Source organism: Flavobacterium sp. GT3P67, assembly GCF_004349155.1.
GTDB lineage: Bacteria > Bacteroidota > Bacteroidia > Flavobacteriales > Flavobacteriaceae > Flavobacterium > Flavobacterium ranwuense.
On sequence record NZ_SMLF01000008.1, the window covers coordinates 140,585 to 157,109 of the forward strand.

General features: G+C 34.6%; 13 protein-coding genes. 5 read left to right on the top strand and 8 right to left on the bottom strand.

The window, feature by feature from the left end; genetic code table 11:
• Positions 1 to 78 precede the first annotated feature (78 nt).
• Positions 79 to 1,575, top strand: a complete 1,497-nt coding sequence (locus E0H99_RS13350) for a malate:quinone oxidoreductase (protein WP_131996433.1) — start codon at positions 79 to 81, stop codon at positions 1,573 to 1,575.
• A gap of 64 nt (positions 1,576 to 1,639) precedes the next feature.
• Here E0H99_RS13350 and E0H99_RS13355 read toward each other — a convergent pair whose 3' ends face one another.
• Positions 1,640 to 3,853: an FUSC family protein gene (locus E0H99_RS13355; RefSeq protein ID WP_131996436.1), complete on the bottom strand. Its 2,214-nt coding sequence runs from the start codon at positions 3,851 to 3,853 to the stop codon at positions 1,640 to 1,642.
• A 196-nt stretch (positions 3,854 to 4,049) separates the two neighbouring features.
• Here E0H99_RS13355 and def point away from each other — a divergent pair, with 196 nt between their 5' ends.
• From def to E0H99_RS13375, 4 genes are all read left to right on the top strand, one after another.
• Positions 4,050 to 4,637, top strand: a complete 588-nt coding sequence (def, locus tag E0H99_RS13360) for a peptide deformylase (protein WP_131996439.1) — start codon at positions 4,050 to 4,052, stop codon at positions 4,635 to 4,637.
• An 89-nt stretch (positions 4,638 to 4,726) separates the two neighbouring features.
• Positions 4,727 to 5,206, top strand: coding sequence for a DUF5606 domain-containing protein (locus tag E0H99_RS13365; protein ID WP_131996442.1), 480 nt, complete (start codon positions 4,727 to 4,729; stop codon positions 5,204 to 5,206).
• Between the two features lie 81 nt (positions 5,207 to 5,287).
• On the top strand, positions 5,288 to 6,070 hold the full coding sequence (gene mazG / locus E0H99_RS13370) for a nucleoside triphosphate pyrophosphohydrolase (protein WP_131996445.1): 783 nt from the start codon (positions 5,288 to 5,290) through the stop codon (positions 6,068 to 6,070).
• Between the two features lie 111 nt (positions 6,071 to 6,181).
• Entirely contained in the window at positions 6,182 to 7,630 is a 1,449-nt protein-coding gene (locus E0H99_RS13375) for an APC family permease (RefSeq protein ID WP_131996448.1), read from the top strand.
• A gap of 145 nt (positions 7,631 to 7,775) precedes the next feature.
• On the opposite strand, the gene E0H99_RS13380 is transcribed toward E0H99_RS13375, so the two are convergent.
• The 7 genes from E0H99_RS13380 to E0H99_RS13410 form a co-directional block, all read right to left on the bottom strand.
• A complete protein-coding gene (locus E0H99_RS13380; RefSeq protein WP_131996451.1) occupies positions 7,776 to 8,252 on the bottom strand; it encodes a hypothetical protein in 477 nt (158 codons plus the stop codon).
• Between the two features lie 102 nt (positions 8,253 to 8,354).
• Positions 8,355 to 8,702 (bottom strand): hypothetical protein, encoded by a 348-nt coding sequence (locus tag E0H99_RS13385; RefSeq protein ID WP_131996454.1) that lies wholly within the window; start codon positions 8,700 to 8,702, stop codon positions 8,355 to 8,357.
• A gap of 144 nt (positions 8,703 to 8,846) precedes the next feature.
• Positions 8,847 to 10,871, bottom strand: a complete 2,025-nt coding sequence (locus E0H99_RS13390) for a DUF349 domain-containing protein (RefSeq protein ID WP_131996457.1) — start codon at positions 10,869 to 10,871, stop codon at positions 8,847 to 8,849.
• A gap of 323 nt (positions 10,872 to 11,194) precedes the next feature.
• Positions 11,195 to 11,944, bottom strand: a complete 750-nt coding sequence (locus E0H99_RS13395) for a shikimate dehydrogenase family protein (RefSeq protein ID WP_131996460.1) — start codon at positions 11,942 to 11,944, stop codon at positions 11,195 to 11,197.
• 2 nt (positions 11,945 to 11,946) lie between these two features.
• A complete protein-coding gene (locus E0H99_RS13400; protein ID WP_131996463.1) occupies positions 11,947 to 13,341 on the bottom strand; it encodes a tetratricopeptide repeat protein in 1,395 nt (464 codons plus the stop codon).
• Positions 13,342 to 13,565: 224 nt separating this feature from the next.
• Entirely contained in the window at positions 13,566 to 14,753 is a 1,188-nt protein-coding gene (locus E0H99_RS13405) for an aspartate aminotransferase family protein (RefSeq protein ID WP_131996466.1), read from the bottom strand.
• Between the two features lie 72 nt (positions 14,754 to 14,825).
• On the bottom strand, positions 14,826 to 16,457 hold the full coding sequence (locus E0H99_RS13410; RefSeq protein WP_131996469.1) for an OstA-like protein: 1,632 nt from the start codon (positions 16,455 to 16,457) through the stop codon (positions 14,826 to 14,828).
• Positions 16,458 to 16,525: the final 68 nt, after the last annotated feature.

Sequence of the window (16,525 nt, forward strand, 5' to 3'; positions counted from 1 at the left end):
TAATTCCTTACTTTTTAACAATTATTTGTTACATTTTTTCTGCATATATAAAGTATCTTTGCACTTTAAAATTTTGTTATGCCCGATACAACCGTTCGTTCGCAAAGTGAAGTAGTTCTTATAGGAGCTGGAATAATGAGCGCCACCCTTGGCTTAATCCTAAAAGAGTTACAACCCGATATAAAAATTGAAATTTACGAAAGATTAGATATGGCTGCTGCCGAAAGTTCTGATGCATGGAATAATGCTGGAACTGGACATTCTGCTTTTTGTGAGCTTAATTATACTCCAGAAAGTGAAGATGGAAGCATCAACCCAAAAAAAGCAATCAGTATTGCGGAATCTTTCGAGGTTTCTAGACAGTTTTGGGCCTATTTAGTACAACAAAATAAAGTTTCATCACCTGAAAATTTTATTAAAAGTATCCCTCACATGAGTTTTGTTTGGGGAGAAAAAAATGTGGAATACCTTAAAACAAGATTTGAGGCTTTGAATTCGAATCCTCTTTTTAAGCAAATGGTTTTCAGTACTGATTTTGCAAAATTAAAAGAATGGATGCCTCTTGTTATGGAAGGCAGAAACGAATCTGTGAAAGTAGCAGCAACTTCAATGGCTATTGGTACCGATGTGAATTTTGGAGAATTAACCAGAAGCATTTTTAGTTATTTAACTAAATTAGATGGAGTTACGATGTATTTCAATCACGAAGTCCAAAAAATGAGACAACGTGAAGATAAATCTTGGAGAATAAAAGTTACTGATTTGGCTACAGGCCAAAAAAGGAAAACATATACTAAATTTGTTTTTATTGGTGCTGGTGGTGGTTCCTTGCCGCTACTAGAAAAAGCAAACGTTCCCGAAGGGAAAGGCTATGGCGGTTTCCCTGTAAGCGGGCAATGGCTTAAATGCACCAATCCTGAAGTGATTGCAAAACATCAGGCAAAAGTATATGGAAAAGCGAGTGTGGGTGCACCACCAATGTCAGTTCCACATATTGACTCCCGAATGATAAATGGAGAAAGGCAACTGCTTTTTGGACCTTTTGCGGGTTTTTCTACTCGATTTTTAAAAAATGGCTCGTATTCTGATTTGCCATTATCTATAAAACCAGATAATATCATTCCTATGATTGCTGCCGGTATTAAAAATATTCCCCTTACAAAATATTTGATTGAGCAAGTGCGTCAGTCTCCTAAAGACAGAATTAATGCGTTGAGAGAATATGTTCCTGGTGCAAGATCCAAAGATTGGAAATTAGAACGTGCAGGACAACGCGTACAAGTGATAAAAAAAGATGAAAAAGAAGGCGGAATACTAGAGTTTGGTACTGAAGTAATCACAACTGCTGATGGATCTTTAGCTGTTTTGCTTGGTGCTTCTCCTGGTGCTTCAACCGCAGTTTCTATTATGGTAGATTTAATAGGAAGATGTTTTAAAGATGAAATTGAAACTCCGGAATGGCAGGAAAAATTAAAAGTGATGATTCCTTCTTATGGTCAGACTTTGAATGATAATCCGGCTTTATTGGATCAAATCAGGAAAGATACTGCCTCTGTTTTAAAACTGAATAATTAGAAAAGTTAGAAATAAAATAAAAAGCGCTGGATTTAGATATTTTCTAATTCCAGCGCTTTTTTCTTTAAGACTCCATTAATTCTTTTGTAGTTTTTAAAATATTTTCAGAGAGATTAGTCAGCCAGATTAATTGCTCTATAACCAATTGCGCTTCTTGCATTTTCAATTGAAAGGCCTCTTCATCAATAGGAATTCCTTCTTTTAATTCTTTGGCTCGAATATTTTTTAATTCCGTAAATCGCATAGCCAAATCTTCTTTTGGTAGATTTTCTTTTAGATATAAATCATTTTCTTTCAAAAGTGCAATCGCATTATCCAGGTTTCTAATGACAGTATCGACTACAACATTAAACGCTTCAGAAGCAGACGTAGTTTTGTGCGATTGGATGTACGTTCCTAATGAAGCTGATGACGATAGCAATGAATGATTAAGTACCGCTAATTTATATACTTGTGGTAATTGCTTTTGTTTCGATTTTGGTTCTTGGACCATTCTTTGGAAAGAAGCCATTAAATTACCTATTTCGATAAAAGCATTTTTTCGGGCTAACCGATACGAAGTAGAAATAGTCCCTTTTTTATTATAAAAAACGGAAATTTCTTTTAAGTAATTTTGATTTGCAACAATTGATTTTTCTATGTGTGAAGGAATATTTAAAAACTCCCAGGAAGGCCATAAAAAATGATTGGCAAGGAAAGCCAAAGTGCAACCTACAATGGTGTCAAGTATTCTATATTGAACTACATCGCCAATATTAGGAGTTAATATCCCGTAAATAAAAACAACATACATAGTTACAAATGTGGCGCTGACTTTATAATTTATTTGGGTAAATGAAAATCCTAAAAGCATGCTTAAAATAGAAAGTATACTGATTGTGATGTTGTCATGTACTAATGAAAGAATCCCAAAAGCGATTAATCCTCCTATAATAGTACCAAAAATTCGATGAAAAGAACGCTGTTTCGTCAAACCATATCCAGGTCGCATAATAACTATAATAGTCAACAAAATCCAATAGACATTGTGAAAAGGCAGTATGTTTCCGATGATAAAACCAATCAACAATGTTATGGTTAATCGTAGCGAATGTCTGAAAATTGTGGAAGAGAAACTGAAATTTTCAATCAAAGTGCTCAAAGGATAATATTGAGGCGTCAGGAATTTTTCTAAGTCTTTGTCCTTTTCTTTAAAATCTTGTGAATTGAAGGCTAATGTAAAAGCGCGCTCTACAATTTTTATTTTCTCCACTTGTTTTTCAGCATACTGGAGCATGGTGGTTAGCATAAAAACACCTTCGGAAGCGTGAATTTTTCCTAAATCATTTTCATAATCGGTAATGGCAAGTTGTAAAGCATTTAAATCACCTCGTAGAGTATGTTTAGAAATATATTTAGTTCGGTTTTGTACGCTTTTGGACAATTTTTTTAAACTTGCGGCAAGATTGTATGCTAATTTTTGATACGTCAACAAAACCTTTGGATGGTCGTCAAATTTTTGATGCAATTTATCATGGTCGAATGAAGTAGCTAATGCAAGCTCCAGAATTTCCATCAATGAAATAAAAACGATTAACATTTTTCGGTTTTGATTGGAAGATCCAGAAGTTGTATGACTGCTAATCAATACTTCTCTTATGTTTTGACGAATGGTGTTCAGTTCTACCTGAAGGTGTAATTGTTTTTCAATAATTGCTTTTTTATCAGCATTAATCGTCCATAAATCACCTCGTAGTTTTAAATATTTAGCCGTAAGTTTAATACATTCTGCAATTTGTAATTCGACATAGCGATGAGGTCTTATATAGTGAAAAACAAGGGAAATCATTAGGTAAAATAACCCTCCGGATAATATTAAAAGAGAATGTTGAAGCATTGCCCAACCGGTATTGATACTTGCAAATGCTAATGAAATAGAAATCAGCGCAGAGAAAGAGACCATTGTTGCTCGTTGTCCATAGACAGAAATCATCGCCATCAGAAAAATTAATACCGCCAAAAAAGGATAGAAAATAATAGAATAGGGATAGACAATATTCACTAACAAATTAACACCTGCAACAAGTAAAGCCGTTACCAGAATACCGTTTATTTTATGTTTTAGATTACTTGGAATATCGCTTGGATAGGTAAAAAAAGCACCTAAAGCTATAGTAAAACCTATTTCGAATTTGCCTAAAAAAGAAAGCACTACAACTGGAATAACTGCTGCGACTGTTACTTTTAATGCATTGGTGAAATAAGTACTGTCGGTAAATTTTCGGATTTTGTAAATCATACAATTGGATTACAAGCAAAGGTAAGAATTGAGTGACTCATTCAAAGAATAATTTGCCTTGTTTTTGTCTAAATGGTAAAAAAACACTAATTATCAATACAGGATTATTCATTGTCTATTTTTTTACTATTTTTGCAGACTGAATTAAAGGGAAACTTATTCCGATTTATAGTAGATAATACTTAATATAACAATAATGATTTTACCAATTATAGGATACGGTGATCCAGTTTTAAGAAAAGTAGGCGAGGTTCTTTCACCAGAGCAACCTAATTTGAAAGAAACGATTGCTAACATGTACGAAACGATGTATAATGCCTATGGTGTTGGACTTGCCGCACCTCAAGTAGGATTGGCACTTCGTTTATTCGTAATCGATACAACTCCTTTTAGCGATGATGAAGAATTAGAAGACGCTGAACAAAAAGAATTAAAAGGATTCAAAAGAACTTTTATCAATGCAAAAATGATAAAAGAAGAAGGAGAAGAGTGGAGTTTTAATGAAGGTTGCTTGAGTATTCCGGATGTTAGAGAAGATGTATATCGAAATCCAACTATAACAATTGAATATTGCGAAGAGGATTTTGTGATGAAAACCGAAGTTTTCGACGGATTGATTGCCAGAGTAATCCAACATGAATACGATCATATAGAAGGAATTTTATTCACGGATAAAATTTCGTCATTAAAAAAACGATTAATTCAAAAGAAACTAAAAAACATTTTGGAAGGAAAAACATTCCAAGAGTATCGAATGAAATTTTTTGGTAAAAAAGGAAGATAGAACAGTCTTCACAGCTTTATCTTGGTATGATTTTTGGTTCTAAATAAAAAAATAAATAAGTCAAATTCTTAATAATAATTACACAAAACATGAATTTAGAAAAAATATTAGCCATTTCTGGGAAACCAGGTTTATATGTATTAAGAGTGCAAACACGTACTGGGTTTGTTGCAGAATCATTATTAGACGGAAAAAAAATCACAGTAAACTTAAAAAGCAATGTGAGTTTATTGTCGGAAATTTCAATTTATACTTATGAAGGCGAAAAACCATTAGCTGAAATCATGCAAAAAATTGCTGATAAAGAAAACAAAGGTCCAGCAATTTCACATAAAGAAGACAATGCTACATTGACGGCTTATTTCAAAGAAGTTTTGCCTGATTATGATGAAGAAAGAGTGTATCCTTCTGATATCAAAAAAGTTTTAAACTGGTATAATATGCTACAGGCAAAAGGGTTAGTTACTGATGAGGCTCCGGCTACTGAAGAAGTTGCTGCTGTTATTGAAGAAACTCCTGCAGCCGAAGTTAAAGCTCCTGCAAAAAAAGCAAAAGCTAAAAAAGAGTAATTCTACTTTAAAATAATATTTAATCCTGTTCAGCTATTTTTCTGGACAGGATTTTTTTATTTTTACCAAAAACCATTTCTAATGAATTCAAGACAACACCAACTGCAAGCTTTCGAAAGATTATTAGACGTTATGGATGATTTGCGAGAAAAATGTCCTTGGGACAAAAAGCAAACCATGCAAACGTTGCGTCATCTTACCATTGAAGAAACCTACGAATTAGGCGATGCTATTTTAGACAACGATTTAAATGAAGTCAAAAAAGAATTAGGGGATTTGTTATTGCATATTGTTTTCTATGCCAAAATAGGAAGCGAGACGAACGATTTTGATATGGCTGACGTCTGTAATGAAATTTGTGAAAAGTTAATTCATCGTCATCCGCATATTTATAGCGATGTGGTGGTAAAAGACGAGGAAGAAGTAAAACAAAACTGGGAAAAACTGAAACTGAAAGAAGGTAAAAAGTCTGTTCTGGAAGGCGTTCCAAAAAGTTTACCCGCATTAGTAAAAGCAAGCCGAATTCAGGATAAAGTAAAAGGAGTGGGATTTGATTGGGAAGAGTCGCATCAGGTTTGGGATAAAGTTCAAGAAGAATTGGAAGAATTACAAGTTGAGGTTGAAGCAGGTGATCAGGATAAAATCGAAGCCGAATTTGGCGATGTTTTATTTTCGATGATCAATTATGCCCGATTTCTGAATGTAAATCCCGAAGATGCTTTGGAACGCACCAATAAAAAATTCATTAAACGCTTTCAATATTTGGAAAGTAAAGCTGGAGAGTTAGGAAAACCCTTAATGGATATGACTTTATCCGAAATGGATGTTTTTTGGGAAGAAGCGAAGCGTCTTCCTAACAAATAGGAATTGGAAATCTATTATTTCCAAATAACCCAATTTTGGGAAGAAGCGAAAAAACTATAGTGTTAAGTGTTCAGTTTTTCAATGTTTAGTATTAAATAATTAAAATATCCAATGTCAGAAAATAAAACCGAGTTAAAACGTTCTTTAGGATTAATTGACGCCACGAGTTTAGTTGCCGGTTCCATGATAGGATCCGGAATTTTCATTGTTACTTCAGCCATGGCCAGGGATATTGGATCTGCTGCTTGGTTATTGGTAATTTGGTTGGTAACGGGATTAATCACGGTTGCTGCTGCATTGAGTTATGGTGAATTAGCAGGGATGATGCCCAATGCGGGAGGACAATTCGTTTATATACAACGCGCGTACGGAAGATTAGTTTCTTTCCTGTATGGTTGGACCGTTTTTACAGTAATCCAAACAGGAGTTATTGCTGCGATTGCAGTTACTTTTGCTAATTATGCCGCTATCTTTTTCCCTGTTCTGGATTATACACTTTTTACAGTTGGTACTGGATTTGTTTTTTCGTACCAAAAAGTTTTGGCTATTTTTAGTATAATACTGCTCACGTACATTAATACTAAAGGGGTTGAAAGCGGAAAAACTGTTCAGCTGATCTTTACTTCGGCTAAATTAATTGCGCTTTTTGCATTGATTGTTTTAGGATTGTATGTTGGTTTACAAACGGATGTTTTGTCCAATAATTTCGAAAATATGTGGGAAGCCAGTAAAACGGTTGTTAATCCTGACGGAACAATTACAGTTACAAAGTTAGCTGGAATGGCTATTTTGGGCGCTGCAGGAGCAACAATAATTAACTCGTTGTTTTCAAGTGATGCCTGGAATAATGTCACTTTTATTGCAGGAGAAATTAAAGAACCGAAAAAGAATATTCCACGAAGTTTGTTTCTCGGAACCTTAATTGTTACCGTTATTTATGTTTTAGCGAATGTTGCTTATTTGGCTTTGTTGCCAATGCAGGGAACTCCAAACGCCGCCAATATTGCTGGTAACGGAATCATGTTTGCCAGTAATGATAGAGTAGGAGCGGCCGCTGCAAGTATGATTATGGGAAATGTAAGTGTTTTTGTTATGGCTGGCCTAATCATGGTTTCCACTTTTGGTTGCAATAGCGGTTTGATTCTTTCCGGAGGAAGATTGTTTTTTGCAATGGCAAAAGATGGATTGTTTTTTAAACAAGCTACTGAACTCAATAAAAACCAGGTTCCGGCCAAAGCGTTATGGGTACAATGTATTTGGGCTTGTGTACTTTGTATTTCGGGAAAATTCGGGGATTTATTGACCTATGCTACTTTTGCGTCATTGTTGTTTTATATATTGACGATTTTGGGCGTTTTTATCCTTAGAAAAAAAGAGCCAAATGCAGATAGGCCTTATAAAGCGGTTGGCTATCCAATTGTACCGGCACTTTATATTATTGTAACAGTGGCAATATGCCTCACTTTACTGATTTATGATACGTTCAATACAGGATTGGGATTGGGTATTGTTGCGTTGGGAATTCCAGTGTATTATTTTGTTATGAATAAGAAAGAATAATGTAAATCCTGATGAATTACTTTCTATAAATTATTTTTTTGACGCTAATCAAAAGTAAAGCAACTGCATTAATAATTTCATGTTGAAAAAACTTTCACAAAAAAAAGAGGCTTTCGAAAGCCTCTTTACGGAACATACCAGTTAGTTAAATTGTGATGCAATCCTGAATCATTCTTGCCCATTTTTTGGCTAGTTGATGGTCTTCATACAAACAAACTTGATTAATTTGATCATTTTCAATTTTGTAAAATGAAATCAATTCAACTTTCTTACCTTCTTTGTGTTGAAATTCAAATTCAATTTTTAGAATGGTATCACTATTATTCTCTGTTGTTGGAACCAGTTTGCAAGATTGAATCGTATTTAAGTCTACAAAAGAAACAACTTCTTCCGTTGCATTAAAATCTATCAAAAGAAATCCTTTGTTTTTTTCGTCTAATGCCAAGACTTTTTTATTTTGTGTTTCGGTTAATTCAAAATTAAAGCGATTGTTTTGGTTGAACTTGGTTTTTATGGCTTTGATTTTTGTTTTGTTAATCGAATTTGATCGAATCACATAGAAAAGAGGTATTCCCATTAATGCGGTCATTATAATTCCAATTATAGTTACGGATGTATCCATTTTTTTTATTTTTTAGTTATTTGTAAAGCATGATAAGTTGAACTGAAAACCAAAAGGAATCAATTCAAAAAGGAAGATAAGTTACGGAATCAGTGCTTCAAATCACCAAAAAAAATGGAAAGGAAAGAGTAGGAGCGAAACCATCTCACAACGATTGATGTCTTGTTTCGCGAAACGAATAAAGAATGTAGAAAGTTTAAAATCAGGAATTACGATCAGAAAATTCTCTAGATATTTAGCAATCGTATAATCTGGAGTTTTATGATAGGAAGTAAATGTGTTACTTACCTGCGGTTGTAAGAAATCTGAAGAATGAATGCTGTCAACAGAAACCGAAGAGCTGGATTTTTCTAATTGAATGGTATGAATGGAATTTTCATTTGCACTAAAAGCAAATAAAAACGCTATTAAAAGCCCAATAAAAACAACTGTTTTTCGAAACAAATTCATTTTGCAAATTTAAAATTTGTCGCTCGGATTATATAATTTTTTCTAATAAATGAAAGTTAAAGTTTAGGTTCAGATAGGTTTTCTCCATAAAAAAACCTCGAACTATTTAAGATCGAGGTTCTGTTTTTTAACTTGGACTGAAATTTACTGTTGGTTTAAATTTCTCAATTGTTTTAATTTTTCTTTCCAAACATCAAGGCTTTCTTTGTGGATAGCGATATTTTTACGTACTTCTAACACAATAGAATTTTCTTTTTTTGCATTTCTGGTATTGGTAAAGAATTGAATGTTGTTTTCCAATTGGAAAATTTCATTTTGAACTTCATCAATTTTACGCATTAAGAAAATCTTTTCGTTATCCAGCTTTCGAGTATCATTGCTTTCAGACAGATGATCCATTCTATTAGCGAAACGCATCATATCAGTATCTTTTTTGCTCAAACTCAATTTTTCAAAAAGTGCATCTAAGATTTTATTAAATTTTCCTTCAATATGTCTTCTTGGGAAAGGTACTTTTCCAAAGTTTTTCCAAGTTTCGATATGCAATTTGATAGCATCCAAATCTGTTTTGTGGTCCCCGGTCAATTGAAATTCTCTCAACGTTTCCAAGTAGGATTTTTTATTATCAAATGCCTCTACTTCTTCGCCGTTTTCCTCATTCTTTTGCTCTTTTAACTTGTCAAAATAATGATTACAGGCATCTTTAAACTCTTTCCAGATTTTATCCGAATATTTTCTTGGCACATGCCCTATCTGTTTCCACTCATCTTGAATTTGTTTCATGATAGGTGTGGTAACAGCAAAATCAAGGCTTTCTTGTAACTCTTTGGCTTTGGCAACAAGAGCTGTTTTCTTGCTTAAATTGTCGTTTTGATCTTTTTTAATGTCTTTGTAAAATGAATTTTTGAAAGAATTAAAATTTCTGACAGCAGTTTTAAAACTAGCCCAAGTTTCCTCATTCACATCCGATGGAACTTTTCCGGCAGAGAAGAAAGCGGTACGCAACGCTTCTACTTTTTCTATTTGAGCAAGCCATTGTGTATGAGCATTTACTTTTTCAGTAGCTAAAACTTCAATTTTGGCAATGATTTCTTTTTTCTTTTCTAAATTCTCAAGTTCCGTTCCTTTTTGATTCTCGAACAAAACTTCACGTTTATCATGCATTTGTTTGGTCAAATCGCTAAACTTGTTCCAAATCGCATCACGATGTTCTCTGGAAACAGGCCCAATGTCTTCTTTCCAAATCCTGTGTAAATCCTGTAGTTCTCTGAACGCTTTGTTAATATCAGCTTCCTTCACCAATTCTTCAACACGCGCTACAATTTTTTGTTTTTGCTCTAAATTATGTTTAAAATCTAAATCTCTGGCTTCTCGGTCTAAATGCAGATAATCATAGAAATTTTCCACATGAAAATGGAAATTGTTCCAAACGTGGTTGTATTTATCTTTTGGAATTGGTCCGGCAGTTTTCCATCGTTCTCTTAAATCATTAAAATGTTTTAAAGTGTCTTTGATGTTTTCCTGTGGGTTAATCAACTCTTTCAATTCCTCAACAATAGCCAAACGGTTTTCTAAATTCGTTTTTAGATTCGTTTGTAAACTCTTGAAATGGGTATTTTTAGTATCTCTAAAAAGAGAATAATATTTATCAAAATTTGTTTTTAGTGGAGAATGATATTGAAAATCTTCGTTAGGGTCTTGATTTTCTGCTAGAAACTCCTCTTTTTTCTCATCAATAAGGTGGTTGTATTTAGCCAAAAATGCTTTTTTGATTTCTTCAATATGCTCCTTAAATGACATTGCTTTTTCATTGGAAACTAAACTTTTCAGTTCGTCTACCAGTGCTTCAAGTGATAAGGTATCATAATCCTGCATTGGAATTTCATGACGTTCCTTCAACGTTTCATCCTCACTTTCGGCAGCATTTGTTTCGGTAATAGCATCTAGTACAGTCTGGTTTTCAGTCTCTGTAATAGGTTCAACACCTAATAATTCTTCACCATTGAGAGTCGCTGCATTGTCTTCCGCAGGAATAGTTGTAACGCTGTCACTAGTTTCCGCTACAGTTTCCGTTTCCAAAACTTCTGGTTCTAATGGCGCAGATTCAACAGAATTGTGGTCTAAATTTCCATCTGCCTCTAGCAGGTTATCATTCTTTTCTTCTAACATTTTTTCAATGTGTAAGGTTCCTATTTTTTTTAACGAACACGAAAGATAGTAAAGGAGCATGAAATTTCAAAATAAATCCTTTATTTATAGTCGTTTTAGGTTAGGAAATAGTTTTTTTTGTAGCAATTTCCTGCTGTTCGCTGTATCTTTTTTGTCTCTGAAAAACGAGACAAAAAAGGATGCCGCTACCATCAGGGCTAGAGTTTTGAGGTTTCAAGTGTGATTTTTTTTTCGAGTTTGTTTTCTTTCAAACAAAAAACCGCTCGAAAAGAGTGTTTTTTTACGTACTCAAATACGTGTAAGAAGTAAACGCTGTATTTAGATTATTTATTCCAAATCTTCCAAGCTTTTTCCGCTTGAAAAATGAGCATATCCAAACCGTTTTTGATTTGTGCTCCTTGTTGTTTGGCTTTTTTAAGGAATTGCGTTTCGGCGGGATTGTAAATCAAGTCAAACGCAATGTGCTTCTCCGTAAAAAACTCATACGGAAGTAACGGAAATGCCTCCACATTAGGACTTGTTCCTACGGGAGTCGAGTTAATTATGATTTGGTAATTATCGAATGTAGTTGCGTTGATTCGGTTATAGTCGATTGCATTTTCTTTGGCTTCTCTGGAAACAAAAGTGTACGGAATATCCAGTTCGTCCAATGCATACGCCACTCCTTTAGAAGCGCCGCCTGTGCCTAAAATCAGGGCTTTTTTATGGTGCGGTTGCAATAACGGTTCTAGTGATTTTTTAAAACCATAATAATCCGTATTATAGCCTTTCAACTTTCCTTTTTTGGTGATTTTTATGGTATTTACAGCGCCAATTAATTCCGCTTTTTTAGATAATTTATCCAAAAACGGAATTACTGTTTCCTTATACGGAATGGTAACATTCATTCCTTTTAAATCCGAAGTGTTTTTAATTACCTCTGGAAAGGCAGTTATCTCGGGAATATCAAAATTTTCATAGGTACAACCTGCAAAATTTTCGCTATTAAATTTATCGGTAAAATATCCTTTAGAAAAAGAATAATTAATGTTACGTCCTAATAATCCAAAGCGTTTTCTAACTATGTCAACCATTATTATTTTTTATGTTTTGCAATATAATTCTGTACCATTTTTTTTGCCCAAACTACCGGGAATAAATCTTCTAAAAGGATATAATTGTCAAAATTCAATCGTAAGGCATTGCTCAAATGGAATTTTGCTTTTGTATTATCCGTTAGCATAAAATACAATCCTGCCAAACGGTATTCGATTTCATTCTCTTCCGGGAAATACTCAGAAGCTTGTAATAACGTTTGAATAGCACTTTCGAATTCCCCTAAAAACTGAAGAATATCTACCCAGAATAACCAAGTGTCTAATCCGTAATCACCAAATTCTACTGCTTTTCTGTATCCAAATTCAGCTTCTTCAAAGAAGTTCATTTGTTTATTAATAGTCGCAAAGCGTTTCCAATACAAACGATTTTGGTTGTCAATAGCTAATGCTTTGTTGACATAAAATAACGCTTTTTGGTAATTTTTTTGACGTACGTAAAAGTCAGTGATGGCAATCCAGCCTTTATCTAAAAGTGGATCTTCATGCACGGTTTGATTGAAATATTTTAATGCTAAAGCTTTGTTTCCTAATCTTTCATAGCATTTCCCCATTCGGAGTAAAGCATACGAAGTCGCATCATCTAATTCAATGGTTCTGCTGTAGCTTTCTATAGCTTCATCGTATTTTTTTAATCGTTCGTACGCTTTTGCTTTTTCCATGAAAGCACCAAGGAATTCATCATCGATTAAAGTGGCATAATCAAAGGCGCGAATCGCATTTTCATATTCTTTAACGCCATAATGCAAACGCCCCAGTTGATGCCAGGCGATTTCACTGTATGGGTTTTTGTCAATGTATTTGTTTAAATAGGTAATAGCTTCTTGGTTTTGATCTAAAAATTCAAAACAATACACTACGTTATACAATGCTGATTGGTCTTCCAGATCTTCCTCTAAACACTTGATAAAGCTTTCTTTTGCCATTTCAAGATTGTCCATAAAAAGATATTCCATGCCTATCAAATTATAGACATCGGCATAATCATCAGTGTATTTTAAAGCTATTCTTAGTAATTCAACTGCCTTTTCGTGTTGGTCTCTTTTGGAGCAGATATTGGCTTTTTGAATGTAAATTTCTTCATTGGTTGGTTCAATGGCGTACAACTCATTCAATAGCTTTTCAGCCAATTCGAGTTTGTCATCATAGACTAACATTTCCACTTGAACTAATTTTAGTCCGGTAGATTTTGGATGTTGTTCCAATGCCAGTTTCAGTGCTTTTTTTGCCAAAGCGGCCTTACCCATATCGAGATAATGAAGAATAATTTCTTCAAATTCTTCGGAGTCAAAAAAGAGTACTTTGTTGGTTTTCAACATGGACTCAAATTTAGACAGGGATAAGTTATAGTCTTCTTCTTCGTTGCTTAATTGCATACTGTGTGTTTTTAATTTGGCCTAAATAAATTTAGGTAATCGTGCTTATAATGTGAGGGAAAGTTAGAATTGTTGTGAACAATTTAATTAACAAAAAAAGCTTTGGTTTAATACTGAAGCCATAGCCCTGATAAGAGTGGAAATCCTTTTATTTTTTTCTTTAAAAAAGTAAAAGATTATAACGGATAGCAGGAAATAGCTCCCAATTGCTATATTTTTAACTATTAATTCTTGTTCAAAATTTCATCCATTACTTCAAGTATGATGCCGCAACCTTCTCGTATTTCTTCTTCAGAAATGGTAAGAGGAGGTGTTATCCTAATGGCGCATCCTTCAAATAATAACCAGAATAAAATGAGTCCTTTGTCTTGACATTTGAGAATCACTTCGTTTGTTATATCGGCACTTTTGGTCATTGCAGCCAGCATCAATCCTTTTCCTCTAATATCTACTATCAAAGGATGTACCAAAAGTGATCTGAATAGCTTTTCTTTCTGCATCACTTCGGCCATGAGATTGGTCTCAGTAATTTCCTGCAAAGTCGCCAAGCAGGCTGACGCAATGACAGGGTGACCTCCGAAAGTCGTGATATGACCCAGTTTTGGATCATGGCTCAACAAATCCATCATAGCAGACGAAGCTGTAAAAGCGCCTACAGGCATGCCGCCGCCCATTCCTTTTCCCATAACTACAATATCAGGAACGACATCGTAATTTTGGAAACCGAAAAGTTTTCCTGTTCTCCCGAAGCCTGGTTGAATTTCGTCGAGAATCATCATCGCGCCCACTTCAGTGCAGCGTTGGCGCACTTTTTTAAGAAAATCATTGTGTGGCTGAATAAATCCGGCGCCACCTTGAATGGTTTCCAGAATAATTCCTGCGGTTTTGGTGGTGATTTTTTGTAAATCATCTTCGTTGTTGAAGGTGATAAAATCAACATCAGGAATCAACGGCCGAAAGATTTGCTTGCGTTCTTCAAATCCCATGACGCTCATAGAACCCATGGTATTGCCATGGTACGCGTTATGACACGAAATTAGTTGGCTTCTTCCTGTGGTTCTTCTGGCGAGTTTTAAGGCGCCTTCAATGGCTTCTGTTCCTGAATTGACCAAATAGGTTTTATCTAAAGGTACGGGCAGGAGCGAGGCCAGTAATTTGCAGTACTGAACCGCCGGACTTTGGGAATATTCGCCATAAACCATGACGTGAGAATATTTATCTAATTGATCTTTGATGGCTTGATTGACTCTTGGGTGTTGGTGTCCCAATGTACAAGCGGAAACTCCAGCCACAAAATCCAAATATTTCTTAGAATTGGTATCGTAAATATAAGAACCTACAGCGTGAGAAACTTCCATACCCAATGGATACGGTGAGGTTTGCGCTTGGTATTTTAAGAAATCGGAATTCACGGTTATTTGTTTAATCGTTTATTTGTTAATTTGAGAGAATTGTGACTGGACACTGCAACTGATTACTGAACACTATTTTTTCCCTTTCTTCTTATCGTAATTCAGCGTTTCTTTTCTAATTTTCATAGGTACATCTTCTTTAGTTTCAGCTGATTTGGTTGCTTTAGCTATTTTATCGTTATCTTCATTTTCCTCAGGAGGAAAAATATCGTCCTTGGATTTTATTCGTTCATCACCACGCCAGACTAATCCTCGTAGTTTTCGGGCATTTTCTGGCAAGTCTTTTTCAGGGTAAATATCGCCATCCACTTGCTGAAAAAAGGTGATGGTTTCGATCTCATTTTTTTCTAAAATAAGATTGATTTTACTGCTCACATTCTTATTGATACCAATAAGTTCTTGGGCTTCGTTTCGCATGTAATAGATGACTTCGGCATTTTTTACAATATCGACATCATGTAGTTTTCCTTCCTCAAATTTACCATATAGATTTTGTCCCTTGACTTGATTGTAGCCGGTTCCTATTGTGTCTTTGGAGACTATGAACGTATTATTGAGGACTTTTAATGAATCTAGTTTTTGGGTGTTGTTGTCGCCTATAAGATGCATTACATCGCCTGTGATTTGGTTTTCTGCGTTCCATAGTATCGGATTACCAATCATTTTCGTCAAAGCAGTTTTGGAACTCGAATGAATCGAATCACATTTTCCGCTCATATCAGTTTTGAAAAATCGGACATTATTGAACGCTCGTATGATTCTGTTTCCTTCTTTTCCGGTAACCATTAATTTTTTTCCGTGTATGTAAACCGAGTCATTTTCGACAAAATTCACCGCAACGGCTCTTTTAGTCACATACATAGAATCCAGTTTTTTATACACTTCGGCATAATGTCCTTTTACGATTCCGCGATTGATGGAATCCGTTATTTTTACATTTCGTGTTGCCGATGCAAATTCCCTATTTCGGTCATAATACAAACTATCGCCTTTAATCACCCGATCATCGTATCTGATATAAGATTTATTCAGGAAATGTGCCAGATTTTTTTTGGTATCATAAAACCCTTTTTCGGTATAAATATAATTGGCTTTACTGGTAATTGTTGAAGGTCCAAAAAGATAGGAATGCCCGGAATTACTGAAATAATCCAAATGATTTGATTTTATCACATACGTTGGATTTGTGATGGTAACCGCAGTCAGGAATTGGAATTTCTTTTGTTTCACATAATATCTTCCTGAATTGCTTTTTAATGTGTTGTCTTTATTGGTAATTGTCCCCGGCGTATCGTAAAATACTTCCTGTGTGTTTCGATCAAAATTAATAATATCTGTTACCAAAGTCGCATCTGGGGAACTCATCACGGCATCTCCGGAAGCAAGTGCTTTTTTTACATTTCCATTGTATTCCGCGTATTTACTGTTCAAAAATAAAGTATCGCCTTGCACCATTTGTACATTTCCAAAAGCCTTGATATAGTTTTCTTTTTTAAAATAATAGGCTTTATTACAGGTCATTACCACGCCATCATGATTAATACGTACGTTTCCCGTAAGCAAAGCAGCATCTGGAGCTTCGATTTGATTGACATCAAAAAAATCGGAATGTTCTACAATAATTTTTTTTGGTGCTTGCGCCAAAACTAAATTAGTAACAAGCAGTATCAAACAATAACGAAGGAAAAATAACGATTTCTTCAATGGATTTAATTTTTGTCAAATTTAGGAAAAAGGAAACAATCCTAATCCATATTAGGATATATTTATAA